The 21,532-nt window shown below is 43.2% G+C and carries 20 protein-coding genes and 3 pseudogenes; 17 read left to right on the top strand and 6 right to left on the bottom strand.

Annotated features, from left to right (window positions below; all coding sequences use genetic code 11):
- Nucleotides 1–23 precede the first annotated feature (23 nt).
- The gene (locus ACYQY7_RS05710; protein WP_461201142.1) at nt 24–806 is read left to right on the top strand and encodes an inositol monophosphatase family protein; all 783 of its coding nucleotides are present in this window, start codon (nt 24–26) and stop codon (nt 804–806) included.
- Here ACYQY7_RS05710 and ACYQY7_RS05705 read toward each other — a convergent pair whose 3' ends face one another.
- Entirely contained in the window at nt 807–989 is a 183-nt protein-coding gene (locus ACYQY7_RS05705; RefSeq protein ID WP_461201141.1) for a DUF5325 family protein, read from the bottom strand.
- A 105-nt stretch (nt 990–1,094) separates the two neighbouring features.
- Here ACYQY7_RS05705 and typA point away from each other — a divergent pair, with 105 nt between their 5' ends.
- The 4 genes and pseudogenes from typA to ACYQY7_RS05685 all read left to right on the top strand — a co-directional run bounded on the left by typA (nt 1,095) and on the right by ACYQY7_RS05685 (nt 4,432).
- Nucleotides 1,095–2,930: a translational GTPase TypA gene (gene typA / locus ACYQY7_RS05700; RefSeq protein ID WP_461201140.1), complete on the top strand. Its 1,836-nt coding sequence runs from the start codon at nt 1,095–1,097 to the stop codon at nt 2,928–2,930.
- An 11-nt stretch (nt 2,931–2,941) separates the two neighbouring features.
- Nucleotides 2,942–3,244, top strand: a complete 303-nt coding sequence (locus ACYQY7_RS05695) for a YlaH-like family protein (protein WP_461201139.1) — start codon at nt 2,942–2,944, stop codon at nt 3,242–3,244.
- A complete protein-coding gene (locus ACYQY7_RS05690; RefSeq protein ID WP_461201138.1) occupies nt 3,241–3,522 on the top strand; it encodes a hypothetical protein in 282 nt (93 codons plus the stop codon). Before ACYQY7_RS05695 ends, ACYQY7_RS05690 begins: the two co-directional genes overlap by 4 nt.
- Nucleotides 3,523–3,636: 114 nt before the next feature.
- A pseudogene (locus ACYQY7_RS05685) lies at nt 3,637–4,432 on the top strand (Rpn family recombination-promoting nuclease/putative transposase).
- Nucleotides 4,433–4,530: 98 nt separating this feature from the next.
- Here ACYQY7_RS05685 and ACYQY7_RS05680 read toward each other — a convergent pair.
- Nucleotides 4,531–4,731 carry a YlaI family protein gene (locus tag ACYQY7_RS05680; protein ID WP_461201137.1) on the bottom strand — a complete coding sequence of 67 codons (201 nt, stop codon included), beginning with the start codon at nt 4,729–4,731 and terminating at the stop codon, nt 4,531–4,533.
- 255 nt (nt 4,732–4,986) lie between these two features.
- Here ACYQY7_RS05680 and ACYQY7_RS05675 point away from each other — a divergent pair, with 255 nt between their 5' ends.
- Nucleotides 4,987–5,442, top strand: a complete 456-nt coding sequence (locus ACYQY7_RS05675; protein WP_461201136.1) for a pyridoxamine 5'-phosphate oxidase family protein — start codon at nt 4,987–4,989, stop codon at nt 5,440–5,442.
- 19 nt (nt 5,443–5,461) lie between these two features.
- Here the strand turns inward: ACYQY7_RS05675 and ACYQY7_RS05670 are convergent, their stop codons facing one another.
- Nucleotides 5,462–6,046: a YhcN/YlaJ family sporulation lipoprotein gene (locus tag ACYQY7_RS05670; RefSeq protein WP_461201135.1), complete on the bottom strand. Its 585-nt coding sequence runs from the start codon at nt 6,044–6,046 to the stop codon at nt 5,462–5,464.
- 110 nt (nt 6,047–6,156) lie between these two features.
- Here ACYQY7_RS05670 and ACYQY7_RS05665 point away from each other — a divergent pair, with 110 nt between their 5' ends.
- Nucleotides 6,157–7,488, top strand: a complete 1,332-nt coding sequence (locus ACYQY7_RS05665; RefSeq protein ID WP_461201134.1) for a PhoH family protein — start codon at nt 6,157–6,159, stop codon at nt 7,486–7,488.
- A gap of 23 nt (nt 7,489–7,511) precedes the next feature.
- Here ACYQY7_RS05665 and ACYQY7_RS05660 read toward each other — a convergent pair whose 3' ends face one another.
- Nucleotides 7,512–8,006, bottom strand: a complete 495-nt coding sequence (locus tag ACYQY7_RS05660; RefSeq protein ID WP_461201133.1) for a peptidyl-prolyl cis-trans isomerase — start codon at nt 8,004–8,006, stop codon at nt 7,512–7,514.
- Nucleotides 8,007–8,146: 140 nt separating this feature from the next.
- Between ACYQY7_RS05660 and ACYQY7_RS05655 the strand changes: the two genes are divergently transcribed.
- The 3 genes from ACYQY7_RS05655 to pyc all read left to right on the top strand — a co-directional run bounded on the left by ACYQY7_RS05655 (nt 8,147) and on the right by pyc (nt 13,219).
- Nucleotides 8,147–8,437 (top strand): Fpa/YlaN family protein, encoded by a 291-nt coding sequence (locus tag ACYQY7_RS05655; protein WP_004891276.1) that lies wholly within the window; start codon nt 8,147–8,149, stop codon nt 8,435–8,437.
- 74 nt (nt 8,438–8,511) lie between these two features.
- Nucleotides 8,512–9,714 (top strand): putative lipid II flippase FtsW, encoded by a 1,203-nt coding sequence (gene ftsW / locus ACYQY7_RS05650; protein WP_461201132.1) that lies wholly within the window; start codon nt 8,512–8,514, stop codon nt 9,712–9,714.
- Between the two features lie 64 nt (nt 9,715–9,778).
- Nucleotides 9,779–13,219 (top strand): pyruvate carboxylase, encoded by a 3,441-nt coding sequence (pyc, locus tag ACYQY7_RS05645; RefSeq protein ID WP_461201131.1) that lies wholly within the window; start codon nt 9,779–9,781, stop codon nt 13,217–13,219.
- Between the two features lie 24 nt (nt 13,220–13,243).
- Here the strand turns inward: pyc and ACYQY7_RS05640 are convergent, their stop codons facing one another.
- A complete protein-coding gene (locus tag ACYQY7_RS05640) occupies nt 13,244–14,191 on the bottom strand; it encodes a COX15/CtaA family protein (protein ID WP_461201130.1) in 948 nt (315 codons plus the stop codon).
- A 433-nt stretch (nt 14,192–14,624) separates the two neighbouring features.
- On the opposite strand from ACYQY7_RS05640, the pseudogene cyoE reads away from it, so the two are divergent.
- From cyoE to ACYQY7_RS05605, 7 genes and pseudogenes are all read left to right on the top strand, one after another.
- Nucleotides 14,625–15,476, top strand: a pseudogene (gene cyoE, locus ACYQY7_RS05635) (heme o synthase); the annotation flags it as partial.
- Between the two features lie 86 nt (nt 15,477–15,562).
- Complete coding sequence (gene coxB, locus ACYQY7_RS05630; RefSeq protein WP_461201129.1) at nt 15,563–16,627, top strand: cytochrome c oxidase subunit II; 1,065 nt, start codon at nt 15,563–15,565, stop codon at nt 16,625–16,627.
- A 29-nt stretch (nt 16,628–16,656) separates the two neighbouring features.
- Nucleotides 16,657–18,525 (top strand): cytochrome c oxidase subunit I, encoded by a 1,869-nt coding sequence (gene ctaD / locus ACYQY7_RS05625; RefSeq protein WP_461201128.1) that lies wholly within the window; start codon nt 16,657–16,659, stop codon nt 18,523–18,525.
- Complete coding sequence (locus ACYQY7_RS05620) at nt 18,525–19,145, top strand: cytochrome (ubi)quinol oxidase subunit III (RefSeq protein WP_461201127.1); 621 nt, start codon at nt 18,525–18,527, stop codon at nt 19,143–19,145. The genes ctaD and ACYQY7_RS05620 overlap by 1 nt, the downstream gene beginning before the upstream one ends.
- 4 nt (nt 19,146–19,149) lie before the next feature.
- Nucleotides 19,150–19,482 carry a cytochrome c oxidase subunit IVB gene (ctaF, locus tag ACYQY7_RS05615; RefSeq protein WP_461201126.1) on the top strand — a complete coding sequence of 111 codons (333 nt, stop codon included), beginning with the start codon at nt 19,150–19,152 and terminating at the stop codon, nt 19,480–19,482.
- Nucleotides 19,483–19,564: 82 nt separating this feature from the next.
- Nucleotides 19,565–20,434, top strand: coding sequence for a cytochrome c oxidase assembly factor CtaG (gene ctaG, locus ACYQY7_RS05610; protein ID WP_461201180.1), 870 nt, complete (start codon nt 19,565–19,567; stop codon nt 20,432–20,434).
- Nucleotides 20,435–20,448: 14 nt separating this feature from the next.
- Nucleotides 20,449–20,907, top strand: coding sequence for a DUF420 domain-containing protein (locus ACYQY7_RS05605; RefSeq protein ID WP_461201125.1), 459 nt, complete (start codon nt 20,449–20,451; stop codon nt 20,905–20,907).
- Between the two features lie 24 nt (nt 20,908–20,931).
- Here ACYQY7_RS05605 and ytvI read toward each other — a convergent pair.
- Nucleotides 20,932–21,477: pseudogene (gene ytvI / locus ACYQY7_RS05600) on the bottom strand (sporulation integral membrane protein YtvI); the annotation flags it as partial.
- Nucleotides 21,478–21,532: the final 55 nt, after the last annotated feature.

Below are 21,532 nucleotides of genomic sequence, written 5' to 3'. Positions count from 1 at the left end.
TAAGTATATGCAGGAGGTTTTATATGTGGAACGAAATTGATCAACATATGCAGCATTGGATTCGCGAAGCAGGGGAGCGCATACGCGATGCGTTTCAAACGAAACTAAAAATCGAAACGAAATCAAGCCCATCCGACTTAGTGACAAACGTCGATCGGGAAATTGAGCAATTTTTTATTGAGCGCATTCGTCGGACGTATCCGACGCATCGCATTTTAGGAGAAGAAGGATTCGGCGATACGCTTGAAGCGCTAGACGGCGTCGTTTGGATCATCGACCCGATTGATGGAACGATGAATTTCGTTCATCAACAGCGCCATTTTGCGATTTCTGTCGGAGTGTTTCAAGATGGCGTCGGCATGCTTGGCTACATTTACGATGTGGCGTTTGACGAACTATATTATGCACAAAAAGGAAAAGGAGCGTTTGTCAACGGCACGCCGCTTCCACCGCTTGAAAAAACGTCGCTTGACCGTGCGATCATTTCACTAAACACGACGTGGGTGACGGAAAATCGTCATATTGACCCGACCGTGCTTGCCCCGCTTGTTAAAAAAGCGCGCGGCACGCGTTCATACGGCTCTGCTGCGTTAGAAATGGCGTATATCGCATCAGGTAAACTTGATGCTTACATTACGCTTCGTTTGTCGCCGTGGGATATTGCCGGCGGGATGGTCATCGTGCAAGAAGTAGGCGGTGTGGTGACAAACTTGTACGGTGAGCCGCTCAATATGATTGAAAAAAGCTCAGTGTTCGTTTCAAAGCCGGGATTGCATGAAGAAATACTTGCGATCATTCAGCGCTAACTACCGATTGTTAGCGCTTTTTCTTTTTTTAAGTGAAAACCCAAGCCCCATCACGCCAAAAAAGACAATGATCGAGCCGATGATCGCTGGCACATGTCGATAAGCGATCGCAATGCCGGTGCTCATTAACGTCATCGTCGCAAGTAGCGCTATCATAAAAAAAAGCGGTTGAAATCGATTCATAAGTTCCCCTCCTCTTTCCTTTAGATTACAACAAAACATTCCGCTTTTCTACTATGTTTGTGCTATAATAGACGCGCAATGTTGAAAAATAGGAGTTGAAAACAATTGAGAAACGATATTCGCAACATCGCGATCATTGCGCACGTTGACCACGGGAAAACGACGTTAGTCGACCAATTGCTTCGCCAATCTGGAACGTTTCGGGCGAACGAACAAGTGGAAGAACGGGCGCTTGACCGCAACGATTTAGAACGTGAACGAGGCATTACGATTTTAGCAAAAAATACAGCCATTCAATACAAAGGCACGCGCATTAACATTTTAGATACGCCGGGACATGCGGACTTCGGTGGCGAAGTCGAACGCATTATGCGGCTCGTCGATGGGGTGTTGCTCGTTGTCGATGCGTACGAAGGATGTATGCCGCAAACGCGCTTCGTCTTGAAAAAGGCGCTTGAACAAAACTTAACGCCTATTGTCGTCGTCAATAAAATTGACCGGGAATTTGCTCGACCGCACGAAGTTGTCGATGAAGTGATCGATTTATTTATTGAACTTGGTGCATCAGAAGATCAGCTTGAGTTTCCAGTTGTGTACGCTTCAGCGATTAACGGGACGGCAAGTTTAGATGCCGATAAACAAGACGATGATATGACGGCGCTATTTGAAACGATTATTGAACATATTCCAGCGCCAATCGACAATAGCGATGAGCCGCTGCAATTTCAAGTGGCGCTTCTCGATTATAACGATTACGTCGGTCGCATCGGGATTGGACGCATTTTCCGCGGACGCATGCAAGTGGGGCAGCAAGTGGCGCTGATGAAGCTAGATGGCTCGGTGAAAACGTTTCGCGTGACAAAACTGTTTGGCTTCCTCGGCTTAAAACGCATTGAAATTGAAGAAGCAAAAGCAGGCGATTTAGTTGCCGTTTCTGGTATGGAAGATATTAACGTAGGCGAGACGGTATGTCCGCTTGATGCTCAAGAAGCGTTACCTCCGCTTCGCATTGACGAGCCGACGTTACAAATGACGTTTCTCGTCAACAATAGCCCGTTTGCTGGACGGGAAGGAAAACATGTGACAGCGCGAAAAATTGAAGAGCGTCTTCGCTTACAGTTAGAAACAGACGTGTCGCTTCGCGTTGAGCCAACGGATTCGCCAGATGCATGGATCGTGTCAGGACGCGGGGAGCTTCATTTATCCATTTTAATTGAAAATATGCGCCGTGAAGGATTTGAGCTACAAGTATCAAAGCCAGAAGTCATTATGAAAGAAATCGACGGCGTCATGTGCGAGCCAGTCGAGCGCGTGCAAATCGACATTCCTGAAGAATATACGGGGGCGATTATGGAGTCGCTTGGGGCGCGCAAAGGAGAAATGATCGATATGATCAACAACGGAAACGGACAAGTGCGTCTTATTTTCCTCGTCCCTGCGCGCGGATTAATCGGCTATCGGACAGAATTTATGTCGCTTACGCGCGGATACGGCATTTTAAACCATTCGTTCGACAGTTATCAACCTGTCATCCCAGGTCAAATTGGCGGGAGACATCAAGGTGTGCTCATTTCGATGGAGACAGGAAAAGCGACGGCTTATGGCATTATGCAAGTCGAAGACCGCGGTGTCATTTTTATCGAACCGGGAACGGAAGTGTATGAAGGGATGATTGTTGGCGAACATAGCCGCGACAACGATTTAGTCGTCAACGTATGCAAAATGAAACATGTGACAAACGTCCGCTCGTCGACGAAAGAACAAACGGTGACGATGAAAAAGCCGCGCCTCATGACGTTAGAAGAAGCGCTTGAATATTTAAACGACGACGAATATTGCGAAGTGACGCCACAATCGATTCGCTTGCGAAAAAAAATATTAGATAAAAACGAACGCGAAAAAATCGCGAAAAAGAAAAAACTTGCTGAGCAAAAGAAATAGGGGGAGTCGTCATGGATGTGATCGGTCGCCTGTCGTTTTTCGCTTCGCTATACAACGTGCATGAACAACCGACAAAAGGGATGTGGCTGTTGTACGTGACGATCATCGTTTTATCGATCATCGTCTATCGTCTCGGCTTTGCCCGCGAGCTGCCGCTATTAAAAAACGTTGTCATTTATGCGCTACTTGTGCTTGGCTGCACGATTTTAACGTTTTTTGCCGTCTTTTTACCTGTCGCAGAAGGATTGCTTGTCGCAGCGATCGTATTAATCATTTATAAATGGCGGCTTCGCCGTGAGGGGGAACGCGCGTGAAACTACAAGATGCAGTGTACAATTGGTTGACGATTAAAGTGGTCGCACAGGCGCGCCCGGACGATACAGCAGCACAAGAAACAGAACGATTTTTTGCCGATTTGTTGCGTGAAGATCATGCGGTTGAGCAAATCGCATATACAAAAGAAGACGACGTCTATACAGTTACATTTACTGTAAACAACGAATCGCGCACGTTTCGCTTTCCAGCCGAGCTCGTCGAAACGATGCTCGATCAAATCAATCGCGAACCTGAAAAATATGTAAATTACCAATAAGCGCCCATGCATGATGCAGGGCGTTTTTCCTTATTTTAATCGTTTAACATATGGAGGAAAAATGATCCTTATTTGTCGAATAAAGACATCTAAAAAAGTACGCGAGGTGAATGTATGTCCATTGACCACGACCGTCTGTTTAAAGAGTTGATCCAAACGTTTTTTGAGGAATTTATCGTTCTCTTTTTCCCAATGATGCATGAGCATATCGACTTTCGCCACGTATCGTTTTTGTCGGAGGAACTATTTACCGATGTAACGGCAGGGGAGAAAACTGAAAGGCAAGGATAGTTTGATTATCGTTCATATCGAAAATCAAAGCTACGTCCAACCGTCGTTTCCCGAACGAATGTTTATTTACTTTAGCCGCTTGTTTGAAAAATACCGTAAACATATCGTACCGATTGCCGTCTTTAGCTACGATCCGATCCGCGATGAACCATCGACATTTACCCTCCCATCTCCGTTTGGTCATGTGCTTAATTTTCACTTTTTTACTGTGGAGCTTCGTAAACAAAACTGGCGAAACTACATTCGTCAAGACAACCCGATCGCCGCTGCACTACTAAGTAAAATGGGGTATACTGAAAGTGAACGGGTAGAGTTGAAAAAACAATTTTTACGCATGCTTGTCCGAATGGAATTAGACGAAGCGAAACAACGGTTATTGTTTGGCTTTTTTGAAACATATGTGAAACTATCCGATGAAGAAGAACGAAGACTGCGAAGCGAGGTGAATGAAATGGGGACGAAAGAAAAAGAACAAGTGTTGGAACTCATGATTTCGTATGAACGACAAGGCATGAAGCATCTTGTACAAACGATGGTACGGAAAGGAATGAGTGTCCAAGATATTGCACACATCACAGATCTTACGGAAGAAGAAGTGAAACAACTTTTAGAAAAATAAGTTACTTACTCATTATTTATAGCTGTCGTCGCCCACCAATCTCTATGGGTGACGACAGTTTGTTTTCTATAACTTTTTCACATGTAGGACTTTTTTCATTACCATTCCGTTTCATGTTTGCTCGTGCGAAAAAAGCGAAATTTGCCGGTAGCTAGCCGCTCTTTCGTTTTTTTCTCAATGCGATCATGGCAATGTTGGCACATATATGTATGAATCGGGCGGTTGCGCAACCGTTTTGCCAGCAACGTTTCGTCGTCTAACGTATCTATTTTTTCACAAAGAATGCATCGTACTCTCATCGTAAACCCTCACATGTTTTTTTGAAAATTTTTTAAAAAAGATAAGAAAGTATAAAATTTCGAATTGATGTCTAGCTCCAAGCGCCATCGGCTCGAGTCGATTCGCCCCACACTGCGGCGGCGACAGCCTCCCCGGTGGGGCTTGTTCGCTCTTCGCCGATAGGCGGGCGCTTTGCGCTTTTCTTGAAAATTAGTATATCATATCATTTGAAAGTGTGTGAAAAAAAGGTATGATAAAAATAAGGAGGGATACATATGCCAAATGCGGTAGAACCGACATTAATTGAGCCTTTGTTCCAAGCGTTGCAAAAAGAACGATTTATCATTGTATGTACGATCGACCATGAAACAGGCGCGCCCAATGCAAGCGCAATTTCATGGGTGTACGCGCCGGCGAATGATAAAGTGTATTTTGCCGTCGATCAACGCTCGCGCATCGTCGCAAACGTGCAGGCTAATCCAGCTATGTCCATCGTTTTGATCGCTAACGAATCGACGTATTCCATTAGCGGAAAAGCGCATGTGAAAGTTGAAAAGCTAGAAAACGTTCCGTTGAAGCTTGCAGTTATTCAAGTAAATATTGAGGAAGTGCGTGATGTTATGTTTTACGGCGCAAAAATTGCACTCGAGCCGAAATACGAAAAAACGTATGATGCGCAAGCTGCCGCCAAACTCGATCAACAAGTGATGAGCGCGTTAAAACAAGCATAAGCCGAGCATATTGCTCGGCTTATTTCATATGGTCGTTTGATTGTTTTTGTTGCTCTTTTTCTAGTTGCTTTTGTTCACCACCGTTTAACTGCTTATCGTTTTGTCTTGTGGAGCGCGGATTTGTCGTTTGTAAAAAGTCGCTCGGAATTTCAGGCATAACCCGTCCGACAATAGCGGCTAATTCGTCCATAAATCCTTGAATTGGTTTTCCTTTCTCTACTTGCTTTTGAATGGCTCGCAGCCGCGTATTTAAATCTGCATCCGCAATGACGATTGCATTTGCCCCGTACGGATCTTTTTGCAAACTTTCCACAACGGAATATTTCACTGTTCCGACGCGCGACGGATCAAGCTTAGCGTTCACATCGATGCCTACTAACGCATATTTCCCGACAACTAACACGGTCGCATCGTTCACATTCGGCACGCTGCTCGCAAGATTTGCGAGATGACGCGCGATTTGTTGCCCGGATTTATTGACGGTTTTTTCATTTGTCGTATTTTTCACATGAACGAGCGAGTCGCGATCATTCGGTTGCGCTTGTTGTCCGCAAGCGCTTATAAAAAGCAACATGAAGATGATGATATATTTCAATCGTTCCACCCCTTTTCGTCTTTAACTTTATTTTGCAAAACTTCTTCTATCTTTATGCGTCCGTTCATAATATATAAACAACAATCCCGTCCAACGACGGTCGTCAAGGGGGAAAAAGCGTGAGCAAAAAAATATACGTATTAGATACAAACGTGCTTTTACAAGATCCGTATTCCATTTTTTCCTTTCAAGATAATGAAGTGGTCATCCCGGCTGTCGTATTAGAAGAAGTGGACTCGAAAAAACGATATATGGATGAAATAGGAAGAAATGCTCGCCAAGTATCTAAAATTATTGATAGCTTAAGAAAAAACGGGAAGTTGCATGAAAAAATTCCGCTCGATCATGGCGGAGTGTTGCGCATTGAATTAAATCACCGCTCGTTTCAGCAACTACAAGAAATTTTTGTTGAAAAAACAAACGACAATCGCATTTTAGCCGTTGCGAAAAATTTATTGCTTGAAGAACAGACGAAAGAAAACGGTCGCCCTGTTATTTTAGTCAGTAAAGATGCGCTCGTACGTGTCAAAGCCGATGCGATTGGGCTGGAGGCGGAAGATTTTTTAAGCGACCGCGTCGTTGAAATTGACCATATTTACACGGGATTTTTAGATTTGTACATAGACCCAGAACATTTAGTGCGCTTTTATGAAAAAGGCGAACTTGTGCTGGCGGAAATTACAAACCATCCATTTTATCCGAACCAATTTATTATTATGAAAGATGCGCTTGGCGGTTCGTCATCAGCGCTTGGCATCGTCGATCATACAGGAAAAAAAGTGCGCAAACTTGTGTTTCATTACGACCATATTTGGGGCATTCGTCCGCGCAACGTACAACAAACGATGGCATGTGAACTGTTGCTTCGCACCGACATTCCGCTTGTGACGCTCATCGGAAAAGCAGGGACAGGAAAAACGTTACTGGCGTTAGCGGCAGGACTGATGCAGACGGAAGATATGCGGCTATATAAAAAGTTGCTCGTTGCTCGCCCCATCGTACCTGTCGGGAAAGATATTGGCTATTTGCCAGGCGAGAAGCAAGAAAAATTACGACCGTGGATGCAACCAATTTTTGATAACTTACACTTTTTATTCGATACAAAAAAGCCGGGGGAGCTTGATGCGATTTTATCAGGTATGGGCTCGATTGAAGTGGAGGCGCTCACGTATATACGCGGACGAAGCATTCCAGAGCAGTTTATTATTATTGATGAGGCGCAAAATTTAACGAAACATGAAGTGAAGACGATTTTAACGCGCGTTGGGGAGCGAAGTAAAATTGTGTTAATGGGCGATCCGGCCCAAATCGATCATCCGTATTTAGACGAATATAATAACGGGCTCACATATGTTGTTGAAAAATTTAAAGAACAAAAAGTAGCTGGGCACGTGCGGTTAGTTAAAGGAGAGCGCTCATCGCTTGCGCAGCTTGCGGCAGACCTTTTGTGAGAAAAGAGGCAAAACGCCTCTTTTCACTCGACGATAAACGCCCGAACGTGGGTGATTGGGTTGTCGCGATTTGAACCATCGCCAAAATAAATATGGACAGGCCCGTCTTCTTTGAGCGGTTTGCCGTCTTTTGAAAAACATAATAATAGTTCATAAGCATCAGCAAGCGAAATCGTCGTATCGCCGTTTTCTGTGACGATAGTGAAACGTGTTGCATTCTCGTTCGGTTGTGCGTTGCGTAAAAATGGGGCAAACGGCATGCCGAACGTACCGGTTAATATTTTTTCTTTTTCAAATTGCTTTTCCGTTTGCAGCGTCGGAGGCGACACCGCTCCTTCTTGAATTTCACGATCCCAATACGCTGAAATGTTTTGAATGTCGTCTATGTGTTCTCGTTGTTCGATTTGTCGATGATGTGTAAAATAAGTATGTACATCTACTTTTCGATCGTCAAAAATCCATACGCTCGGATCGAGTGTAATCGTAAATTTGACGTTCCCTTTGATGACGATGACCATGTTTATCCCCCCTATATGCCTTTCATTATATGACGAAAGCGCTTGTTTGTAAAATGAATCGGTCAAGACACGATGCTTGCATTTTTTTCGTATTCACGATAAGATGAAGAAACAGGAACGTACGGAACGGAGGGGTCGACGTGACGCCTGAAGTGGCGATAAATTTTCGGGAAAGAGCCTATTCGTTATTGCAAGCCGATGCGGAAAAAATTGTAAAACTAATCCAAGTGCAAATGGATCACTTAACGATGCCGCAGTGTCCGCTATATGAAGAAGTGTTAGATACGCAAATGTTCGGTTTATCCCGTGAAATTGATTTTGCGGTTCGATTAGGACTTGTCGATGAAAAAGACGGGAAGGCCATTTTAGACCGACTTGAGCGCGAGCTTTCAGCATTGCATGAAGCATGCACGAAAAAGAAGAAAAAATGACAAAAACTCAAACGAATTTCGTTTGGGTTTTTTCTGTTTTATAGTACAATGCAAATAAGAAAGTGAAAAGGAAGATGGGGCAGATGCGCTTGAAAACGTTTATGAAATATCATGATTATCCGTTAATCATCGCTGTATTTTTATTATCGTTGTTTGGGCTTATCATGGTATATAGCGCAAGCATGATTACAGCAGTTACTCGTTTTCATACGGCGAGCGATTATTTTTTTCAAAAACAAAAATGGGCGTGGATCATCGGGGCATGTATGTTTTTATTCATTGCATTTGTTCCGTACAAACATTATGCGCGCAAAAAGTTTTTGCAATTCGTTTTTTTTGCCATGCCTTTGCCGCTCATTTATGTCCTTTTGTTTGGACATACAGCAAACAATGCCACGAGCTGGATTAAAATCGGACCTATTAACATTCAGCCCGCTGAATTTGCGAAAATCGGCTTAATTGTATATTTAAGCGGGGTGCTAGCAAACAAACAAAAAAAATTGCAAACTTCCTCGCAAGACGTGCTCTTTCCGATTTATTATGTGCTGTTCATTTGCTTGCTTATTTTCTTGCAGCCAGACGTTGGAACGATGGTGATTATCGCGTTCATTTGCGCAGCGATTATTTTTTCTTCTGCCGCCAGCAAACGGCTATTAATGAAACAGTTGTTATTGTTCGGATTAATTGCTAGTCTTGTCGCGCTTGTTGCCGGTCCGTTTATATATGACAAAGTTTTCACAAAAGTACGCATGGCGCGTATTTACAGTTTTCTCGATCCGTTTGCATATCCTCAAAAAGAAGGATACCAGCTCATTAACTCGTACTTTGCGATCGCAAACGGAGGCTTAAAAGGGCTGGGACTTGGACAAGGCATTCAAAAGTACGGCTATTTGCCGGAAGCGCATACGGACTTTATTATGGCGGTCATCGCAGAAGAACTTGGCTTATTTGGTGTTTCATTCGTCCTTCTTTTATTATCATTTATCGTCTTGCGTGGTTTTGTTATTGCAAGAAAATGCCACGATGCGTTCGGCAGCTTATTAGCGATTGGCATTTCGACGATGATTGGCTTTCAAGCATTTATCAATCTCGGTGGAATTTCAGGAATCATTCCACTTACAGGGGTTACCTTGCCGTTTGTGAGCTACGGCGGTTCATCGCTCGTTTTACTTATGATGTCTGTCGGCATATTAGCAAACATTTCTGCAGTGACAAACTACGAAAAGCATAAAAATGAAAAAAGCAATATTCAAAAAAATGATATTTCTTTTTTGTAATCCTATTTACAAATACAGAAAATTCGTTATAGTTTTTATATGAAGAATAGGGGGAGGATCACATATGAGGCGTATTCAAAAAGTACTTGTCGCAAACCGTGGGGAAATTGCGATTCGTGTCTTTCGCGCATGCAACGAGCTTGGCATTCGCACCGTTGCGATTTATTCGCGCGAAGACGCAGGATCGTACCATCGCTATAAGGCAGATGAAGCGTATTTAGTTGGGGAAGGAAAAAAGCCGATTGAAGCGTATTTAGACATTGAAGGCATTATTGAAATCGCAAAAATGCATGATGTCGATGCGATTCATCCAGGATATGGATTTTTATCGGAAAACATCGAATTTGCGAAACGATGCGAAGAAGAAGGCATCATTTTTATCGGTCCACGCCAAGAGCATTTAAATATGTTTGGCGATAAAGTAAAAGCGCGTCACCAAGCGAAACAAGCGGGTATTCCGGTCATTCCGGGAAGCGATGGCCCTGTGCAAAGCTTGGAGGACGTCTTGCGCTTCGGTGAGACATACGGTTATCCGATGATCATCAAAGCGGCATTAGGTGGCGGCGGTCGTGGGATGCGCATCGTTCGTTCGCAATCGGAAGTAAAAGAAGCATACGAGCGCGCGAAATCGGAAGCGAAAGCAGCTTTCGGTAGCGATGACGTATATGTCGAGAAATTAATTGAAAATCCAAAACATATTGAAGTGCAAATTTTAGGCGATGCATACGGCAACATCGTTCATTTATACGACCGAGATTGCTCGGTGCAGCGCCGCCATCAAAAAGTGGTCGAAGTGGCGCCAAGCGTATCGCTTTCTAAGGAGCTTCGCGAAGAAATTTGCGAAGCAGCAGTCAAACTCATGAAAAACGTGCAATACGTCAACGCAGGAACCGTCGAGTTTCTCGTTTCTGGCGATGAGTTTTACTTTATTGAAGTAAATCCGCGCATCCAAGTCGAGCATACAATTACGGAAATGATTACGGGCATTGATATTGTCCAATCGCAAATTTTAATTGCGGAAGGTCATGCGCTACATAGCGAAAAAGTTGGCATCCCGAAACAAGAACATATTCATGTGCACGGATATGCGATTCAGTCGCGCGTTACAACAGAAGATCCGCTAAATAACTTTATGCCAGACACAGGGAAAATTATGGCGTACCGCTCAGGCGGTGGCTTCGGCGTTCGGTTAGATGCAGGAAATAGTTTTCAAGGGGCGGTCATTACGCCGTATTACGATTCGCTATTAGTGAAAGTGACGACGTGGGCGTTAACGTTTGAACAAGCGGCGGCGAAAATGTTGCGCAACCTGCGGGAGTTTCGTATTCGCGGCATTAAAACGAACATTCCGTTTTTAGAAAACGTCGTCCAACATCCGAAATTTTTAACAGGGGAATATGATACATCGTTTATTGATACGACACCTGAGCTCTTTATTTTCCCGAAACGAAAAGACCGTGGGACGAAACTGTTATCATATATTGGAACGGTCACCGTAAATGGATTCCCAGGCATCGGAAAAAAGAAAAAGCCAGTATTTGATCCACCGCGCATTCCGAAAATAAGCTATATTGAACCGATGCCAAAAGGGACGAAACAAATTTTAGATGAGCGCGGAGCTGACGGGCTTGTCCAATGGATTAAAGAGCAAAATCGGGTGTTGCTAACGGATACGACGTTTCGCGATGCCCATCAATCGCTTTTAGCCACGCGCGTGCGAACAAACGACTTGATGCGCATCGCGGAGCCGACGTCGCGTTTATGGCCGCAACTGTTTTCGATGGAAATGTGGGGCGGAGCGACGTTTGATGTCGCATATCGCTTTTTAAAAGAAGATCCATGGGAGCGCCTCATTCAATTGCGTGAAAAAATTCCAAACGTCCTGTTTCAAATGTTGCTTCGCGCCTCCAATGCTGTTGGATATAAAAACTATCCAGATAACGTCATTCGTGAGTTCGTTGCGAAATCAGCCGAAGCAGGCATTGACGTATTCCGCATTTTCGATAGTTTAAACTGGGTGAAAGGAATGACGGTTGCAATCGATGCGGTACGTCAATCTGGGAAAGTAGCGGAGGCAGCGATTTGTTATACGGGTGATATTTTCGATCCGGCGCGCACGAAATACAATCTCGACTACTATAAAAACTTAGCAAAAGAGCTCGAACAAGCAGGCGCGCACATTTTAGCGATTAAAGATATGGCAGGACTATTAAAGCCGCAAGCAGCGTATACGTTTATTTCCGCTTTAAAAGAGGTCGTCGATATTCCGATTCATTTGCATACGCACGACACAAGCGGCAACGGCATTTATACGTACGCGAAAGCGATTGAAGCAGGGGTAGATATTGTAGATGTCGCTGTTAGCTCCATGGCTGGTTTAACGTCACAGCCGAGCGCCAATACGCTTTATTATGCGCTAGAAGGAACGGAGCGTGCGCCAGAAGTGGATATCGCATCGCTTGAAAAATTGTCGCGTTATTGGGAAGATGTGCGCCAATATTATGCAGACTTTGAAAGCGGCATGAACGCGCCGCATACGGAAGTATATATGCACGAAATGCCGGGCGGACAATATAGCAACTTGCAACAACAAGCGAAAGCAGTCGGCTTAGGAGATCGTTGGGATGAAGTAAAAGAGATGTATCGCCGTGTTAACGATTTATTTGGCGACATCGTAAAAGTGACGCCATCATCGAAAGTCGTTGGCGATATGGCGCTATATATGGTACAAAACAATTTAACAGAACAAGACATTTACGAACGCGGGGACACGCTCGATTTCCCAGATTCTGTTGTTGAGCTATTTGAAGGCTATCTCGGTCAACCGCATGGCGGATTTCCGAAAACATTGCAACGCATTATTTTAAAAGGGCGCGAACCGATTACCGTTCGTCCGGGTGAACTATTAGAGCCAGTCAACTTTGAAAAGTTAAGAGAGGAATTGTACCATCTCATTCAGCGTGAAGTGACTGACTACGATGTGTTAGCTTACGCGCTTTATCCGAAAGTATTTGTCGAATACGCACGCACCGTTGAACAGTTTGGTGACGTATCTGTTTTAGATACACCAACATTTTTATACGGTATGCGTCTTGGTGAAGAAATTGAAATCGAAATTGAAAAAGGAAAAACGTTAATCGTCAAGCTCGTGGCGATCGGTCAGCCACAAGCGGACGGAACGAGAGTTGTTTACTTCGAACTAAACGGTCAGCCACGTGAAATTGTCGTAAAAGACGAAAGCATTAAAACGACGATTGTGGCGCGTGTGAAAGCAGACCGTAACAATCCGAACCATATTGCTGCGACGATGCCAGGGACGGTTGTGAAAGTGCTTGTGGAAAAAGGAGAGAAAGTGAAAAAAGGGGACCATCTAATGATTACGGAAGCGATGAAAATGGAAACGACCGTTCAAGCCCCGTTTTCAGGCGTTGTCAAAGATATTTACGTCAAAGGCGGCGACGCGATTCAAACGGGAGATTTATTAATTGAATTAGCCGAAAAATAAAAGAACGAGGGATCCCTCGTTCTTTTATTTCAATACGGCAGATGGAATAACGTTTGATTCATGTCGTGCTTCCGTTCCTTTTTTACTGCGCGTTGCCAGTAGAACCAAGTAACTTAACACGCCGAACAAACATGAAATGAAAAACGCATGAGCTAAGGCGACGTATAAATTCAATTCCGTAAAGACGACGAGTGCTCCTGTGGCGACTTGGCAGCTGACGAGAATAAGCGCAATAAGCCAACCCCAATATATAATCGGTTGCTGTTTATATCGTTTCATCGCATCGATCGTTGCCACTAAAATCCAAACAAACAATAACCCTGCTGCAAAACGGTGTCCCATTTGTACCCATTCATGTAGTTGCGTCGGGAACAACCGTGTTTGCGCGCAAAACGGCCAGCTCGGGCACGCTAAACTCGCCTGTTTATGCCGAACGAGCGCACCTGTATACACGACGATATAGCAATACGCAATAATGCCGTAAATGTGAAATTTCATCTTGTGATCAAGCACAACAGATGCGGCATCAAATTTTTTATCGACTTCAAAAATAAACAACGTCAATAAAAAGACGGCTGCAAATGAAATTAATGAAATCCCAAAGTGAAGCGCAAGGACAACGTCCGATTGTCCCCACACGACTGCAGCGGCACCGATCAGTCCTTGCAAAACGAGAAAGACGAATGAAACGATCGCCAAAAATTTCGTTTCACGAATATGCCCGATCGCTTTCCAAGCCCAAATTGATAAAATAAGCACCATCAATCCAACGACACCGGAGACGACGCGGTGGCTTAATTCAATCAGCAGCTCTGACGTAATATTAGACGGAATGAGCTGTCCGTGACAAAGCGGCCACGAACGACCACAACCCATACCTGATCCTGTTTTCGTTACAAGCGCTCCACCAATTAAAACGAAAAGCATGCCGATTGTCGTCGCTACAGCAAACCATTTTAAAAGACGTTGCAATGTATTCACTTCCTTAACATAAAAATTTTATATAGCAAATGTCTAGTAAAAACTGTATAATAAATGTGAAATACGTGTGAAAAATTCTACTCTCATATTAGCGGAAAATGTCGAAAAGCGCAAAGTTTTATTATTTTACAATATAGCAAACGTGACAAATGTAGTTGAATATTTGTATGGAGTTTGCTAGAAATATAAGTGCAGTTATTTTTCAACGTTTTCATCGTAATAATCTCTTTTTGACACAAATTCGACACAATTAAGACAAAAAAAGTTCACAAATTGACGAAGAAATGTGCTTTAATATACAGAGACGACATATCGTTATCGTGTATATAATGGAAACGCCTTCAAAGGCATAAGAGAGGAGTGGCGGCACATGGCGGATGTAGTCGAAGATGTAAAAACAACAAAAATACAATCAGGTGCTTTAAAAGATGTGCTGGCAGTCGTGAAAATTGGCATCGTCAACTCCAATTTAATTACGACGTTTACAGGACTTTGGCTAGCTTTTCATTTTACAGGAAAAGGATTTTTAAGCAATTTGCATACTGTATTTTTCGCGCTTGTTGGATCTGCGCTCGTCATTGCAGGTTCGTGCGCATTAAATAATTTTATCGATCGCGATATTGATCATTTAATGGAGCGGACGAAAAGTCGTCCAACGGTAAGCGGAAGTGTAGATCCAAAGCGTGTGCTTTGGTTTGGCGTCCTTCTTGTCGCCGTCGGTACGCTAAGTTTATTAATGACAACCGTTACTGCTGCGGTCGTTGGACTGATTGGCGTTGTGACGTACGTCTTTTTATACACGATGTGGTCTAAGCGAAGCAATACGTTTAATACCGTCATCGGAAGCATTTCTGGTGCAGTTCCGCCGGTTATTGGTTGGACGGCAGTCGATGACGCCTTCCACATCGTTCCGATTATTTTGTTTTTGCTTATGTTTTTATGGCAGCCGCCGCACTTTTTAGCGCTGGCGATGAAGCGATGTGAAGAATATCGTGCAGCGGGCATTCCGATGCTCCCTGTCGTTCATGGATTTGCGGTGACAAAACGACAAATTGTCATTTGGATTGTGGCACTTTTACCGCTTCCATTTTACTTATTTTCATTAGGTGTTCCGTTTTTAGTCATTGCGACGTTGTTAAACGTCGGTTGGCTAGCGCTCGGATTAGCGGGCTTTAAGATGAAAGACGATATGAAATGGGCGAAATGGATGTTCATTTATTCGTTAAACTATTTGACCATTTTATTTGTCACCATGGTTATTGTCACGATTGATTAAAAAGGTTTACAATTCTTTCTTTTTGTAAAGAAAGAATGTATATATTTCACTTTATTTCATAATCGAAAGAGGGGTTTGATTAGGCTATGAAGAAGTGGCTACGAAATTGGCGCTTGGTTTCTCTCGTATCCGCCATGGCGCTTTTGCTAGCTGGTTGCGGTAAGCCGTTTTTATCGACGCTTCAGCCAGCAGGAGAAGTAGCTGACATGCAGTACAAACTTATGCTGCTCAGCACGGCCATCATGGTCATCGTCATTGCGGTTGTAACAATCATTTTCCTTTACGTTGTGACTCGCTTCCGTCGTCGGAAAGGGGAAGAAAACAAAATTCCAAAGCAAGTGGAAGGAAGCCACACGCTTGAAATTATTTGGACAGTTATTCCGATCATTTTACTCATCATCTTAGCTGTTCCAACGGTTTTATACACGTTTAAACTGGCGGATGTAAAACCGATGAACGAAAAAGAACGCGACGTCGTTGTCGTAAATGTTCGCGCGAACTTATACTGGTGGGAGTTTGAGTACCCGGACTACGGCATTATTACAAGCCAAGATTTAGTTGTCCCAACAGGTGAGCGTGTATATTTCAACTTAAAAGCATCTGACGTCAAACACTCGTTCTGGGTGCCTGCAGTTGGAGGAAAAATGGATACAAATACAGATAACACAAACCAATTTTTCCTCACATTTGATGACAAACGTGCCGAAGAGGCAGGACGTCTATTTTACGGAAAATGTGCGGAGCTTTGCGGTCCGTCACACGCTTTAATGGATTTTAAAGTGAAGGCGCTTCCTCGCGCTGAGTTTGATCAATGGATAGAAAAAATGAAAAATGCAAAACCTGTTGCTTCCACAGATCCTGTTGTGAAACGAGGGGAAGAAATTTTTAACAAAAGCTGTATTGGCTGTCACGCGGTGACACCGATTGATGGTCGTCCAGAGCAAGCACGCTTGGCGCCTAACTTAGCGGACTTTGCAGACCGTTCACGCATTGCTGGCATTTTAGAACATAATGAAGAAAACTTAAAAGCTTGGTTAAAAGATCCAGAGAAAATTAAACCAGGCAACAAAATGACAGGCACTTATCCAGCATTGTCTGATGAAGAGCTTGAAGCATTAACAAAATACTTAATGACATTATCAGTTGAGTAAGGGGATTATCGATAAAGGGAGGTTAAACTGTGAGTACGTTAGCTCGGAAAAAAGGTGTCGGCGCAGTCATTTGGGACTACTTAACGACAGTAGACCATAAAAAGATTGCGATTTTGTACTTAATTGCCGGCGGAATTTTCTTCCTGCTCGGTGGTTTAGAAGCGATGATTATTCGCATTCAGCTCGCCGTGCCAAACAATGACTTCATTAGTGCGGGTTTCTACAATGAAGTGTTAACGATGCACGGAACGACGATGATTTTCCTTGCGGCGATGCCGCTCGTGTTTGCGATGATGAACGCTGTTGTACCGATTCAAATCGGTGCGCGCGACGTAGCGTTCCCATTTTTAAACTCGCTTGGATTTTGGTTGTTTTTCTTCGGTGGTGTATTTTTAAACTTATCGTGGTTTTTAGGTGGAGCACCTGATGCAGGTTGGACATCGTATGCGTCGTTATCACTCGCATCACCAACACACGGTATTGACTTTTACGTGTTAGGATTACAAATTTCTGGTCTCGGAACGTTAATTGGTGGGATTAACTTCCTCGTTACAATCATTAATATGCGCGCACCAGGAATGACATATATGCGCATGCCGATGTTTACATGGGCAACGTTTGTTACATCTGCGCTTATTTTATTCGCGTTCCCGCCATTAACAGTCGGTTTGATTTTCATGATGATGGATCGTTTGTTCGGTGGAAACTTCTTTGACCCAGCGCTTGGTGGAAATACGATTATTTGGGAGCACTTGTTCTGGATTTTCGGTCACCCAGAAGTATACATTCTCGTCTTGCCAGCGTTTGGTATTTTCTCGGAAATTTTCGCAACGTTCTCGCGCAAACGTTTATTCGGTTACTCTTCAATGGTATTTGCGACGGTGTTAATCGGATTTTTAGGCTTCATGGTATGGGCGCACCATATGTTTACAGTTGGTATGGGTCCAATTGCGAACGCCATCTTTGCGGTTGCGACAATGGCAATTGCCGTTCCAACAGGAATTAAAATTTTCAACTGGCTATTTACAATGTGGGGCGGAAGCATTCGCTTTACAACGCCAATGATGTATGCGGTAGCGTTCATTCCATCGTTCGTTATCGGTGGGGTGACAGGGGTTATGAACGCGACAGCTGCGGCAGACTATCAATACCATGACAGCTATTTCGTCGTTGCCCACTTCCACTACGTTATCGTCGGTGGGGTTGTATTTGCGCTACTCGCCGGGGCTCACTACTGGTGGCCAAAAATGTTTGGTAAAATGCTAGATGAAAAATTAGGAAAAGTAACATTCTGGTTATTCTTTATCGGGTTCCATTTAACGTTCTTTATTCAACATTTCCTTGGCTTAATGGGTATGCCACGTCGCGTGTTCACATTCTTGCCTGGTCAAGGATTTGAAACAGGAAATATGATTAGTACTGTTGGTGCATTTTTCATGGCAGCAGGTACAGTCGTGTTATTAGCAAACGTTGTTATGACAACAGTAAAAGGAAAGCGCGTTGGCAACGATCCATGGGAAGATGGACGCACGTTGGAATGGGCAGTATCTTCGCCAGCGCCAGAGTACAACTTTGCGCAAACGCCACTTGTACGTGGTTTAGATGCATATTGGATTGAAAAAATGGAAGGCAAAAAAGGGTTAACACCAGCAGAGCCGCTTGGTGACATTCATATGCCAAATCCATCCATTTTACCTTTTATCATTTCGCTTGGCTTATTTGTAGCGGCATTCGGTTTCTTGTTCCATCAAGATCATGCGTGGGGAACACCGGTTGGCGTAGTCGGATTACTTATTACGCTTGGTGCGATGTTCTTCCGTTCAATTATCGATGACCACGGCTTCCATATTCATAAAGAAGAAGTGATGGAAGCAGAGAAGAAGGGGGCTGGGGCATAATGCATGTGGAAGAAAAATTAACGGCAGAGACGTTTCCGGCAGAGCCTGAAAAAGCGACCCTTGAAGGGAAAAATAAGTTTTTAGGTTTCTGGTTTTTCCTCGGGGGAGAGACGGTATTGTTCGCCTCTCTCTTCGCCACATATTTAGCGCTGAAAGATTCTGTAGCAGGCGGGCCATCTGGAAAAGAATTGTTCCAAATGCCAATCGTCTTTTTAGCGACGATGCTACTACTTACAAGCAGCTTAACAAGCGTATACGCAATGCATCATATGCGTAATTTTGACTTTAAAAAAATGCAGCTTTGGCTCGGCATTACCGTATTGCTTGGCGCAGCCTTTTTAGCGCTTGAAATTTACGAGTTTACAGAGTACGTACATGAAGGATTTAAGTTTTCAACGAGTGCGTTTTCTTCAGCGTTTTATACGTTAGTTGGGACGCACGGCGGTCACGTGGCGTTCGGTTTACTTTGGATTATTACATTAATGGTTCGTAACGCAAAACGTGGGTTAAACTTATATAACGCACCGAAGTTTTACGTCGCAAGCTTATATTGGCACTTTATCGACGTCGTTTGGGTGTTCATTTTCACGGTCGTATACTTAATGGGAATGGTGGGGTGATTGTATGGCAAATCATACACATGTACAAAACCCAAAAGTAGATGTGCAATATCGTCGTAAAAAAAATGCGGAAGAAATGAAACATCAAATCATTTCATTTACGTTAATGATTTTCTTAACGCTCATCGCTTTTTTTGCGGTTGGATATGAAGGATTTTCCGCTTGGTTTGCTGTACCGTTCATTTTGTTGTTAGCGGTTGTGCAAGTCATTTTCCAACTGTATTACTTTATGCATATGAGTCATAAAGGGCATGAACTTCCAGCGCTTTTCTTATACGGTGGTGTCGTTGTAGCGTTCGTTACCATTTGGGCATTTTTAACGATCGTTTGGATTTAAGAAGCTAGCATCTGCTAGCTTCTTTTCTTTTCACGTTTGTTACGTTTGTAGTATAATAAAATCGGAAAAAAGCGAGGTGAATATGATGCCGTTAAGTATATTTGGTTTTGAAGCGATGTGGAGTCCGTACTTTTTCATTTTTTTAGTCGCTGTGACGATCGCCTATTTTTGGCTCGTAAACCGTTCAAAACAGCCGACGACGACAAAACAAAAAACGTTGTTTGTTACTGCGATTGTTTTGCTTTACATTTGCAAAGGTTCTCCGGTCGATTTGTTAGGTCATTTAATGTTTAGTGCGCATATGACGCAAATGGCTGTCCTTTATTTAATGGTGCCGCCGCTTCTCATTAAAGGCATTCCATCGTGGATGTTTGAAGCGCTTTTTCGTATTCAAATCATTCGTTCAACGTTTATGTTTTTCACGAAGCCGCTCATCGCCTTATTTTTGTTTAATGGGATTTTCTCGTTATATCATGTGCCGCTTATTTTCGATGTTGTAAAAACAAATATGTGGCTACATGCGTTCATGACAATTGCCATTTTTATTTCCGCGATGATCATGTGGTGGCCACTCGTCAATGAAGTAAAAGGCTTTTCAACATTATCTGGCTTGAAAAAAATCGGCTACATTTTCGCTGATGGAGTGTTGCTTACACCAGCATGTGCGCTCATTATTTTTGCCGATACGCCGTTATATGCCACATATTACGATCCTGCTGCATGGATGAACGCGTTAGCGCTTTGTGTGCCACAAAGCACGTTATCATCGCTTGAGTTGAGCGGACCAGAAATGTTTAGCTCGATGTCGTTACTACACGACCAACAGCTCGGTGGTGTATTGATGAAAATTATTCAAGAAATTGTATACGGAGTCATGTTGTTTTACATTTTTATTGCATGGTATCGGAAAGAACGAGATGAGGAAACGATCGCTGTTCAAACAACAAAATAAAGAGGGGAGAAGTTATGGTACCGATTTTACCTACGATTAGTACAAGCTTTATTGTCATTAGTGCGATTCTTGTAGCGGTTGGCTGGTATTTTATTCGCCAAAAGCAAGTGAAGAAACACGAAAAAACGATGTGGCTTGCCGCCGCTTTTGCGCTTGCCTTTTTCATCATTTACTTGTCGCGTACGATCTTTATTGGCAATACAAGTTTCGGTGGTCCAGACGATATAAAAATTTATTATACAATCTTTTTGTTTTTCCACATTTTTTTAGCGACTGCGGGTGCCGTTTTTGGCATTGTGACGTTGCTTTCCGCGGTGAAAAAAAATTGGGTACGCCATAAAAAAATTGGTCCAGTGACAAGCATCGTTTGGTTTTTCACCGCAACAACAGGCGTTGCTGTTTATTTGTTGTTATACGTGTTTTACCGTGGCGGTGAAACGACATCTGTCATTAAAGCCATTTTAGGATTTTAAAAAGAGGGTGAATTGTCACCCTCTTTACAATTTAAAGTTGAATTTAATAATACCTGCTTCTTTCGCTGATTTTATGCCGATCAGTAGCAGTGGGAATAAGATAAGTCCGAGCCCCCCCATGATTTTTACACCTAAATACATGGAAATGAGCGTGGCTAGCGGCGACAACCCGATATGCGCTCCCATGATTTTCGGTTCAATTGTGCGGCGTAAAATAAGCAAAACGACGCCAAGAATTGATAGTTTTGTGGCTAATACAGTGTCCCCTGTGATGAAATGGAAAATAGCCCATGGAGCCATCACGAGAATGGAACCAATAATTGGAATGAAGTCGACCACCCAAATGATAAACGCAGTAAACAACGCCACTTTTGGTGTAATAAGCAACAATCCTACTAGCGATACGGCAAAAATAATTAAACTAACGAGAAATTGTGCTTTCCAAAAGCCGAATACGACATATGATAGACGAGACATCATAAAATGTACTTTTTCTTTCGTTTCCTCTGTTAAATGCGAAAAGATCGCTTCGCGTATTTTCGGTAAGTCGTGCATAAATAAAAATAAAGTACTGTAGTTGAGCAATTTTTGTTACAATAATTACCATTTAAAAAGAGACAAACGG

Source organism: Anoxybacillus sp. TBDG-1 (assembly GCF_054815885.1).
This window is presented reverse-complemented; position numbering and strand designations above follow the sequence as displayed.